Below are 9,214 nucleotides of genomic sequence, written 5' to 3'. Positions count from 1 at the left end.
CAGCTGACCCGTCACGCCCGCCCCCGGCCCCGCGAAGAGGCGGCGCGCCTCGTCGAGCGCGCCCTGCGCCTGCCCCACGAGGTCCGCGCGGTACGCCGCGAGCTTCTCCTCCGAGAGGTTCCACAGCGTCTTCTGGATGCGCGAGTAGTACCCCGTCGGGTCGTACGCGACGCGCGACGTGGCGAGCAGCGCGAGCGGCGCCTCCGCGCGCGCCGTCTCCCAGTCGCGCCACGCCTCGAGCTTCTCGTACGGGAAGCGTTCGTGCGTGAAGCCCGCCCGCGTCTCCGAGTGGTGCGAGAGCAGCCCACGCTCGAAGCTCACGATGGTCGGGACGCTGCCGGACCAGGCGTTCTCCGTCCCGAAGCTGCCCGCCCACGCGATCGCGCGGACCTTGCGCTCGTGGACGAGGCGGTCGAACACACGTTCGGGCTCGAAACTCGCGGGTGGATTCATGCGCTCCTTGCTGACACTCCACGCTTCGGGCAACTGGCTCAGGTCGGCGATGTCCTTCGGACGACCACTCGCCTGCTTGTTCTGCCTGAGGCGCTTCAGGTCGATGTTTCGGCTTCGTAGAAGACGTCGATATCGCCCGTGTACCGGACGTGGCCGTGCGCCCATACGGCGTACCCGCCGATCACGACGAACTTAATGCCGTGGTCCCGTAGTAATTTCAAGAACTCTTTGAAGTCGGGGTGTAGTTCCATTCGGGTAGCTCATGCGCCGCAGGACCTCACCGGCAGCCAGACGGGCCTCGACGGGCTGGCTGAGCCAGAAGTCGAGATCGTCGTCCTGTACTTCCGCCTGCGTCGTGACGACCACGACCTTCTTGTCGATTCGCGGCAGCATGTTCCCTCCTTCCCGAGTTTACCCGGCCCCTCGCGCGGGGTCGGGGAGACTCAACGTTTCTAGAGGCCGAGCCAGTCGTTCGCCTCGCGTTCCACGTCCTCGGGCGCCTCGGCGGCGGCGACCTCGTCCTTGCGGGTGGCGTACGCGGGGAAGGGGAAGGTCACCATGACGGGCGTGGGCACCTCGGGCTGCTGGAGGATCATCGTGCCGGGCTGCAGGATCGCGGCGCGCAGGCGGTACGTGGCGGGCAGGAAGCGGTACTCGGGCCGCTCCGCCTCGGCGGGGTCGAGGCGGCCCACGACGCGCACGGCGGCGTTGCTGGTGATGCGGCGCTCCACCTCCGAGGCGGTCTGCTGCGCCCCGATCAGGATGATGCCCATGCTGCGCCCGCGCTCGGCGATGTCGAGCAGCACCTCCTTGATGGGGCTCTCCCCGTCGCGCGGAGCGTACTTGTTGAGCTCGTCGAGGACGACGAACACGTAGGGCCTGCGGCCCTGTCGTTCCTTCTTGTCGAAGAGCTCGCGCAGCACGACGCCCACCACGAACATCTGCGCGTGCGGGTGAAGCTGGTGGATGTCGACGACGCTGAGCTGCAGGCCCTGCCGCATCACGTCCGGACGGAAGCGGTCGGCCTGCGCGCGCGTCACGTCGCCCCGCACGAGCGGCGCGAGGTGCTTCTGCACGCCGCGCAGGCGCCGCACGAAGGCCTGCAGCGTACCCATGTTCTGCTTCGCCACCCACTTCGGGTCGCCCGCGCCCTCGTTCTGCTCCAGCAGCTTGTAGTCCACGTACTTCACGAGCTGCTCGAAGGTGGTGATGCGGGTCTTGCCCATCTCGTCGAAGGTGAGGCCCAGCTCGATCGCCTCGAACTCGTCGCCGTCCTGCCAGTCGGACACGGTGAGGTAGGGCTTCGCGAGGTCGTCCTGAGCGAGCCGATAGAGCTTCTCCTCGATGGAGGAGATGACGAAGCCGAGGTTGAGGCTCGCGTCACGGTCCGCGAAGCAGTACGGCAGCATGCGGCGCGCGCAGAAGTCCCGCAGCGTCCACAGGTAGGGCGTGACGCCCTCGCCGCGCTGCTCCACGTGCGGCACGATCGCGTCCCCGCCGCCCGGGTGGGGCGGCGCGAGGAACTGCACGTCCCGGAAGGGCGCGCGCGGCAGGCCCAGCGCGGCGTAGCGGTCCCCGGAGAGGCCGCGCGCGCGCGTCACCTTCTCCTCCTTCTCCGCGAGCTTCGCGTTGGGCTGGTCGAGGAAGAAGAGGTCCTCGCCCTTCACGTTGAAGATCACGGCCTTGCTGTTGGCGCGCTCCACGCCGAGCGCCTCGGAGTTGAAGATGCTGTAGAGCAGGAAGAGCGCGAAGCTCGTCTTGGTGGCCACGCCGGACACGCCGGAGATGTTCACGTGCGCGCCCTGCGCGCCGTTCACGAAGTCGAAGTTGAGCGCGACGGGCTGACCGCCGCGCAGCAGGCCCGCCGGGAGGCGCGACTTCATCCCGTCCTGATAGAGCGCGCGGGCGAGGTCGTCGTCCTCGGCGAGGTACACGCGGTCGCCCGGCTGGGGCGGCACGAAGTCCTCCGGGTCGACGCGCGTCACGAGGACGTGCGCGGTGTAGCTGGTGTTGACGGGCAGCACGCCCGCCGCGACCTCCTCCACGTCGCTTTCGAAGCTGACGCCCTCGTGGATCTTGCGGACGGCGTCCACGACGCCGTAGAAGGCGACCTCGCCGCCGCCGGGCTTTCTCAGGCGCGTCACGACGAGGTCGTCGAGCTGGACGCTCGCGCCGGGCGCGACGGAGAACCAGAACTGCAGGGGCGTCGCCTCCTGCGTCCCGAGGATCATGCCGACCGCCCGGCTCACGCGACGACCTCCAGGGCCTCCTGCAGGTGCGCGCGGATGCGGCGCATCACGATGGACGTGTCGCCCATCGCGCGGCCCATCGCCTGCTCCAGCGCCCGCGTGGGAATGAGGTTCTGCGGGGCGCGCGGGTCCTTGTGGCCCTTGCTGCCGAGGCGGCACAGCAGCGTGCCGCTGAGGTCCGCGACCTGCCGGACCATGTCGGGCAGGAAGTCGCTCTCGTAGGGCGCGTGCATCTCGAGGCGCATGACGCCCGCGTAGGGGTGCTGATAGAACTCCGCCTCGCAGAGGCGGACGTACCACGTGAAGCGCGCCTCGCTGCCGCCCTCGTAGCGGAAGTGCAGGATGGGGCTGCGCTCGCCGGGCCGCAGTTCCGAGAGCAGGTAGGCGCGGTCGGCGCTGACGTACATCGTCTGCATCGTCTTGACGCAGCCGACGACGGCGCCGCTGCGGTAGCCGCGCCGCAGCGGGCCGTCCTGCAGGGTGAGCACCGCGAGGGTCTCGACGTCGTCGTCCTCGTCGTACGGGACCTGCGAGGAGAACCCGTGCGAGAGCCGCTGCTCGGCGGCGAGCATCAGGGACTGCAGCTTGCGCTGAGGCGCGGTCGGGTCGTTGCCCTCGGCGGTCTCGACGCTGTAGAGCAGCTCGCCCGAGTGCGGGTTGCGCGGCAGGAGCCGCGTGGCCTCCGCGCCCCCCACGTCGCCGCACAGCGCCAGCACGCGCCGCGCCTGCACGTCCCGCAGGACCGCCTCCCGGCTGCCGTGCGGGCAGAGGTCCACGGCGCCCACGACGTACGCCCCGTACCCGCCGAACACGGGCTCACCGCCGTCCCCGTCGATCAGCAGTCGCGCCTCCATGCGCGGCTTGCCGTCCACGACGTACACCGTCTGGAGGTGCGCGGGCACGGGACCGGCCGGTAGCGCGGCCCAGCGCGGCGTCTCGATGTCGATGACGTCACCCCTGAACGCCTGCATGCTGAGCTGCGCGTCGAGGGTGTCGATGGGCCACGGGTCGAGGCGGATACGCATGGACGCATGGTAGCGCAGTCCGTGAGAAGCGTACGAGAGGGCTCATGTTCTGACACCCACAGAGACATGCTGATCGCTCCACCCGAACGCCCGGACCGCTCCGCCCATGAGTGTGGAGACGCGTGAGCGCCCCAGGCATGAGCACCGGACCGCTCCGGTGCGTACGACGCCAGGGCTGGACGGCCACCCCGGTGCCCACGGGGACGCGCTCACGCACAGGCATGGGCCGAAGAAAAGGGACGCCCGCACGGGCGTCCCGTTCTGCCGCGTGAGGCTCAGCGGAAGTTGAGGCCGATCTTGGTGTCGAACGTGACGGGGGAGATGCCGCGTCCGTTGCCGAAGAAGAACTGCGGGCCGACGTTCGCCTCGACGAAGCCGCTGAGGTTGTTGTTGAAGCGGTAGTCGAGGGTGGCGAGGACGTTGGGGCGCAGGGCGAGGGTGCCGCCGTACACGCCGAGGTCCGCCCCTGCGCCGTAGTGGTAGCTGAGGTTGGCGTCGCCGCCGATGCTGCCGCCGGGCAGCAGGTAGGACACGTTGCCGTTGACGCCGAAGTCGGTGAAGAAGAAGAAGGGGATGCCGAGGCCGATGCGCGTGGCGTTCGCGCCGTTATCGATGGTGTACTGCACGCCGTAGGTGTAGATGCCGAAGTAGCTGTCGGCGGCGGCGGTGCCGCCGAGCGCCGCGAGGGTGAGCGCGATGAACGTCTTCTTCATGAGAACCTCCGGGCGGAAGTGTAGCATTCCGTCCGGAGGTTCTCATACCGTCATGACGGCGTACGTGCGGATGCGACGGAAGCGGCCCCGTACGGGGGCCGCTTCCGAGGTCGTGTTCAGTCGAGCAGTTCGGGGTAGTTGAGCTGCATCTCGTTCCAGGTGAGCAGGCGCATGGTGCCGCTCTCCTCGTCGACCATCCAGTAGCGCGGCACGCTGTCGCGGTAGATGACGCTGCCGTCGTTCGCGACGAGGGTCTTGACGCACTTGCGCAGGTGGTCCTGGCATTCCTCGCCGTTCAGCACGAGTTCCTTCACGTGTGGGTTCTCCCTGCCCTTCCTTGTGGCGCGACGCGGGTGAACACCCCGTCCGCGCGCCTCTGCGTGTCCTGGGGACGGCGGGCGGCGTGGACTCGGGGCGGAGCGTCGGGCGTCATCGTGGGTGAGCCGGACCTTCGTCCGGGATATCCAGAGCATACTCCGTGCGGCGCCCGGGGTCTATGAGCCGCGCACCTTCGGTGTGAGGACCGGACCAGAGTCTTCCCAAAGGTCCGCCGAAATCGCGCGTCTTGCTTTGTGGCTGCGTTACAGTGATGGACATGTCCGAGCCTTCCGAGGTTCGCCCTTCTTCCGGATCCGCAACCGCGTCCGCTCCTGCGCGCGGTCATCACAAGGTGTACGTCGGCATGGCGGCCGGCGTCGGCAAGACCTTCCGCGCGCTGCAGGAGCTCCGCGAGCTCCAGGCGGCGGGCCGGAACGTCGTCGTCGGTTACCTGGAGACGCACGGGCGCGAGGAGACGCGGCGCGTCGCCGAGGGCCTCCCGGTCTTTCCCCGGCGCGAGGTGCAGTACAAGGGCGCCGTGCTCGTCGAGATGGACGTGGACGGTCTGCTGTCGGCCCGTCCCGACGTCGTGATGGTCGACGAGCTCGCGCACGCGAACGCGCCGGGGAGCCGCAACGCGCACCGCTACGAGGACGTCGCGGAGCTGCTCGCGGCGGGCATCTCGGTGATCTCCACGGTGAACATCCAGCACGTGGAGAGCCTCAACGACCTGGTGGTGCGCCTCACGGGCGTGCGGGTACGTGACCGCCTCCCGGACGTGGTGCTGCAGCAGGCGGACGAGGTGATCCTGGTGGACCTCTCGCCGCAGGCGCTGCGCGAGCGGCTGCGGCAGGGCCGCATCTACGCGCCGGAGAAGGTGGACCTCGCGCTGAAGAACTTCTTCACGGTGGACAACCTCGCCGCGCTGCGCGAGCTGGCGCTGCGGCAGGTCGCGGACGTCGTGGAGGCCGCCGCGCCCGAGGAGGACAACGTCGGGATGAAGGAGCGCATCCTCGTGGCCTGCGCGGCGGAGCCGGAGTCGGGCCGTCTCGTGCGCCGCGGGGGCCGCATCGCGCGGCGCCTCAAGGGTGACCTCGACGTGGTGTACGTGGAGAGCGGGTCCCTCACGCGGGAGCAGCAGAAGCTGCTGGAGAACTTCCGCGCGATCACGGAGTCGCTCGGCGGGACCTTCACGGTCATCCCGAACCGGGGCGGGATCGGGCGGACGCTGGTGGAGTACGTCTCGCAGAACCACGTGACGCAGGTCGTGATCGGGGAGAGCAGTCGCTCGCGCCTGCAGGAGTTCCTGCGGGGCAGCATCGTGCACCGAGTGCTGCGCGACACGCGCAACGTGGACGTGTACGTCATCACCCGAGAATGAGGGCCGCGGCGCGCTCGCCGATCATCATGCTGGGCGCGTTCGTGTTCGCCCGCGTGATGACGGGCATGACGGACGCGTCCGCGACCCACAGGTCGTCCACGCCGCGCACGCGCAGGTCACGTGAGACCACGGCGAGGTCGTCGTCGCCGAGGCGGCAGGTGCCGACGGGGTGGTAGAGCGTCTGCGCCTCCGCGCGAATGTGCTCGTCCACCCGGGCGTGCGCGGGCAGCACCTCCTCGCCGCGCAGCTCGCGCAGCGGTGAGGCGCGCAGGATCTCACGCGCGGCGGCCACGCCGTAGGCGAGCGCGTCGAGGTCCCGCTCGTCCGTGAGGTAGGCCGGGTCGATGAGGGGCGCGCCCCAGGGGTCGCCGGGCCGCAGGGTGAGCCGCCCGCGCGAGCGTGGCTCGACCAGCACGGGACCGAGCGACAGGTGGTCACCGCGCGCGCGGACGCGTCCGTGGTCGCGGAAGTACGCGGGGCCGAACAGGAACTGCAGGTCGGGCGCGGGGAGGTCCGCGCGGGAGCGCACGAAGCCCCCGGCCTCCGCGACGTTCGAGGCGAGCGCGCCCTCGCGCCCGCGCAGGTAGGGCAGCAGCGCGCCCGGCCCGAGCTCCCGGTCGAGCGACGGCACCTTCGAGCGGGCGATGACGGGCACCGCGAGGTGGTCCTGCAGGTTCTCCCCGACACCCGGGAGGTGCGCGCGCACGTCGATGCCGTGCCGGGCGAGCTCCGCGCGGGGCCCCACGCCGGAGAGCATGAGGAGCTGAGGCGAGTGCACCGCGCCCGCCGCGAGGATCACGCCGCCCGCGCGCAGGGTTTCCGTGCGGCCCTGCACGCGGAGCTCCACGCCCGCCGCGCGGCCCCCCTCCACGAGGACGCGCGTGACCCGCGCGTCCGGACGCACCGTGAGCCCCGGGTGCCCCAGGATCGGCGCGACGAACGCGCGGTAGGCGCTGACGCGCTCGCCGCCCCTGTGGTTGCTCTCGAAGAGGCCGAACCCTTCGAGGTCACCGTCGTTGAAGCCGCGCTGCACGCCGTACCCGGCCCGCACGGCCGACGCGACGAACGCGTGCGACAGCGCGTGCGTGTAGCGCCGCGCGCCCACCGGCAGCGGTCCGGAGCCGCCACGCGTCACGCTCTCGCCGCCGTCGAAGGTTTCGATGGAGCGGAAGGCGGGCAGGACGTCCGCCCAGGTCCAGCCGGGCCCCCACGCGTCGAAATCCTGCCGCGCCCCGCGAATCCAGATGGTCGCGTTGATCGCGCTGCTGCCGCCCAGGACCCGCCCGCGCGGCCAGTACAGGCGCCTGCCGTTCAGGTGGGTCTGCGGCTCGGTGTGCAGGTTCCAGTCGAAGCGCGTGCCGAACAGCCGCGAGAAGGCCGCCGGGGCCGTGACGAACAGGTGACGGTCGTGCCCGCCCGCCTCCAGCAGCAGCACCCGCGCGCCGCCCTCCACGAGACGACGCGCGAGGACGCAGCCCGCCGAGCCCGCCCCGACGACGATGAAGTCGAATGTCATGTGAGCCCAGTATAGGAGCGCAGGAGCGCCGCACATTCGCCGCGCGGGTCTGGCCGGGCCGGTACAGTGCGTGGGCATGACGAACTTCTCGAAGCTCACGGGCGGCCTCGCGCTGCTCTCCCTCACCCTCGCCGCCTGCAACCCGATGCCCGCCGGGCCCAGCTACCCCGCGAAGGCCGCCACGGTCACGACCGTGACGGGTTCCGTGTCCTCGTGGAGCCGGGGCGCCGCGACCGCCCGTCTCACGGACGACACTGGCGCCACGACCCTCGCGTCCGGCAGCGTGAACGCCGCGGGTCAGCTCACGCTCACCCTGCCCTCCGGGGCCACGGTCGCGCCCTACCTCTCGGCCTACACGTCGGCGGACCTCAGCGACGGCTCAGGATGCACCGGAAGCGTCACGGCCAGCGACCAGCAGGCCGGGATCTTCGAGATGACCTCGCTCGACGCCGTTCAGAACAGCGTGAAGGTTTCCGAACTCGACCCGACCACCTACTCGGTGGTGGACAATTCGGACACCCGCTTCGAGATCTCGATCAACGGCCGGGCCTGGTACTACGCGGACCGTCCGGTCAAGCTCTCGGGCAACGTGAACTGCGCCGTCACCGGGGGGGCGCTCAGCGCCAAGCTGGACGTGAACCTGTCGCCCGGCTGGAACGCGGTGGGCGTGACGGGTTCCTACGTGGTGACGAGGGACGCGGAATCGTTCAGCCTGAACATCCACAACGAGAACGACGGTCAGTCCGCCTGGATGGAGGACACGAACTTCAGCATGATGAGTCAGGGCGCGTCGACGCGGACCCGGGCCGCCGAGCTCTACGCGCTGGCGCTCGACCGGGTCGAGAACGTCGGTCGCTGAGTTCCGAACACCACGGGAGGCGGCACGCGCGTGCCGCCTCCCTCATTTGCCCCGGATGCGTTCGAGCAGGTAGGTGTGCCGCACCTCGCGCGCGCGGGTCGCGGCGATCTCCCAGGCGCGGCGAGAGCCGACCGCGACGAACTTCTCGCTGGCGCGCGTGAGGGCCGTGTAGGCGAGGTTGCGTGAGAGCATGTTCGCGTGCGTCTCGTGCAGCACGCCGAGCACGGTGCGCCACTCGCTGCCCTGCGCGCGGTGCACGGTGAGGGCGTAGCCGAGCTGGAGGTTCCACAGTTCCGCCCCGCCGAGCTCGACGATGTTGCCCTCGAAGTCCACCTGCAGCTTCCCGGCGGCCTCGCGCAGCACCACGCCGAGGGTGCCGTTGAAGACCTCGTTCTGGTAGTCGTTCTTCGTCTGCACGACGATGTCCCCGGCGCGGATCTCCACGTCGCCGACGCGGGTGCCGCCCGAGCCGGGATTGAACAGGCCCTGCAGGGCGTGATTGAGGGCCTCCACGCCGAGGGGTCCCTTGCGCATGGGGGAGAGCACCTGCACCTGCCCGGGCCCGCCGAGCTCGCGGACGAGCAGCGCGACGCGGCGGGCGCCCACGTCGGATTCCGTCTCGACGAGGTGCAGGGCCGACTCCCCGAACTCGGGCGCGGCGCCGTGCAGCAGCCCGTGAGCGGCGCGCACGATGGGGCTC

General features: G+C 70.5%; 10 protein-coding genes and 1 pseudogene. 2 read left to right on the top strand and 9 right to left on the bottom strand.

Annotated features, from left to right (window positions below; genetic code table 11):
* From DEIPI_RS30765 to DEIPI_RS0112380, 7 genes and pseudogenes are all read right to left on the bottom strand, one after another.
* A pseudogene (locus DEIPI_RS30765) lies at positions 1-453 on the bottom strand (hypothetical protein); the annotation flags it as partial.
* A 95-nt stretch (positions 454-548) separates the two neighbouring features.
* Positions 549-704 (bottom strand): nucleotidyltransferase, encoded by a 156-nt coding sequence (locus DEIPI_RS42245; protein WP_425387853.1) that lies wholly within the window; start codon positions 702-704, stop codon positions 549-551.
* Positions 646-846, bottom strand: a complete 201-nt coding sequence (locus DEIPI_RS37750) for a hypothetical protein (RefSeq protein ID WP_157463632.1) — start codon at positions 844-846, stop codon at positions 646-648. Before DEIPI_RS37750 ends, DEIPI_RS42245 begins: the two co-directional genes overlap by 59 nt.
* 59 nt (positions 847-905) lie before the next feature.
* The gene (locus DEIPI_RS0112395; protein ID WP_045234250.1) at positions 906-2,684 is read right to left on the bottom strand and encodes an ATP-binding protein; all 1,779 of its coding nucleotides are present in this window, start codon (positions 2,682-2,684) and stop codon (positions 906-908) included.
* Positions 2,685-2,698: 14 nt separating this feature from the next.
* Complete coding sequence (locus tag DEIPI_RS0112390) at positions 2,699-3,727, bottom strand: DNA double-strand break repair nuclease NurA (protein WP_027481970.1); 1,029 nt, start codon at positions 3,725-3,727, stop codon at positions 2,699-2,701.
* Between the two features lie 275 nt (positions 3,728-4,002).
* Positions 4,003-4,440, bottom strand: a complete 438-nt coding sequence (locus DEIPI_RS0112385) for a hypothetical protein (protein WP_027481969.1) — start codon at positions 4,438-4,440, stop codon at positions 4,003-4,005.
* A 116-nt stretch (positions 4,441-4,556) separates the two neighbouring features.
* Positions 4,557-4,754 carry a hypothetical protein gene (locus DEIPI_RS0112380; protein WP_027481968.1) on the bottom strand — a complete coding sequence of 66 codons (198 nt, stop codon included), beginning with the start codon at positions 4,752-4,754 and terminating at the stop codon, positions 4,557-4,559.
* Positions 4,755-5,029: 275 nt separating this feature from the next.
* On the opposite strand from DEIPI_RS0112380, the gene DEIPI_RS0112375 reads away from it, so the two are divergent.
* Complete coding sequence (locus DEIPI_RS0112375; protein ID WP_342667512.1) at positions 5,030-6,139, top strand: universal stress protein; 1,110 nt, start codon at positions 5,030-5,032, stop codon at positions 6,137-6,139.
* On the opposite strand, the gene DEIPI_RS0112370 is transcribed toward DEIPI_RS0112375, so the two are convergent.
* A complete protein-coding gene (locus tag DEIPI_RS0112370; RefSeq protein WP_027481966.1) occupies positions 6,126-7,655 on the bottom strand; it encodes a GMC family oxidoreductase in 1,530 nt (509 codons plus the stop codon). The two genes, DEIPI_RS0112375 and DEIPI_RS0112370, sit on opposite strands and share 14 nt — an antisense overlap.
* 76 nt (positions 7,656-7,731) lie before the next feature.
* Between DEIPI_RS0112370 and DEIPI_RS0112365 the strand changes: the two genes are divergently transcribed.
* Positions 7,732-8,514: a hypothetical protein gene (locus DEIPI_RS0112365; RefSeq protein WP_045234234.1), complete on the top strand. Its 783-nt coding sequence runs from the start codon at positions 7,732-7,734 to the stop codon at positions 8,512-8,514.
* A 42-nt stretch (positions 8,515-8,556) separates the two neighbouring features.
* On the opposite strand, the gene DEIPI_RS0112360 is transcribed toward DEIPI_RS0112365, so the two are convergent.
* Positions 8,557-9,214 (bottom strand): ATP-binding domain-containing protein (locus DEIPI_RS0112360; RefSeq protein WP_169737098.1); only part of this gene is annotated, 658 nt, incomplete at its 5' end.

Origin of the sequence: Deinococcus pimensis DSM 21231 (assembly GCF_000519345.1) — a bacterium.
In the GTDB taxonomy this organism is placed as follows: Bacteria; Deinococcota; Deinococci; order Deinococcales; family Deinococcaceae; genus Deinococcus_A; species Deinococcus_A pimensis.
This window is presented reverse-complemented; position numbering and strand designations above follow the sequence as displayed.

Coding starts and splice junctions, on each gene's coding strand:
- DEIPI_RS42245 (WP_425387853.1), bottom strand. CDS start 704: ATGGAACTACACCCCGACTTCAAAGAGTTCTTGAAATTACTACGGGAC.
- DEIPI_RS37750 (WP_157463632.1), bottom strand. CDS start 846: ATGCTGCCGCGAATCGACAAGAAGGTCGTGGTCGTCACGACGCAGGCG.
- DEIPI_RS0112395 (WP_045234250.1), bottom strand. CDS start 2,684: ATGATCCTCGGGACGCAGGAGGCGACGCCCCTGCAGTTCTGGTTCTCC.
- DEIPI_RS0112390 (WP_027481970.1), bottom strand. CDS start 3,727: ATGCGTATCCGCCTCGACCCGTGGCCCATCGACACCCTCGACGCGCAG.
- DEIPI_RS0112385 (WP_027481969.1), bottom strand. CDS start 4,440: ATGAAGAAGACGTTCATCGCGCTCACCCTCGCGGCGCTCGGCGGCACC.
- DEIPI_RS0112375 (WP_342667512.1), top strand. CDS start 5,030: ATGGACATGTCCGAGCCTTCCGAGGTTCGCCCTTCTTCCGGATCCGCA.
- DEIPI_RS0112370 (WP_027481966.1), bottom strand. CDS start 7,655: ATGACATTCGACTTCATCGTCGTCGGGGCGGGCTCGGCGGGCTGCGTC.
- DEIPI_RS0112365 (WP_045234234.1), top strand. CDS start 7,732: ATGACGAACTTCTCGAAGCTCACGGGCGGCCTCGCGCTGCTCTCCCTC.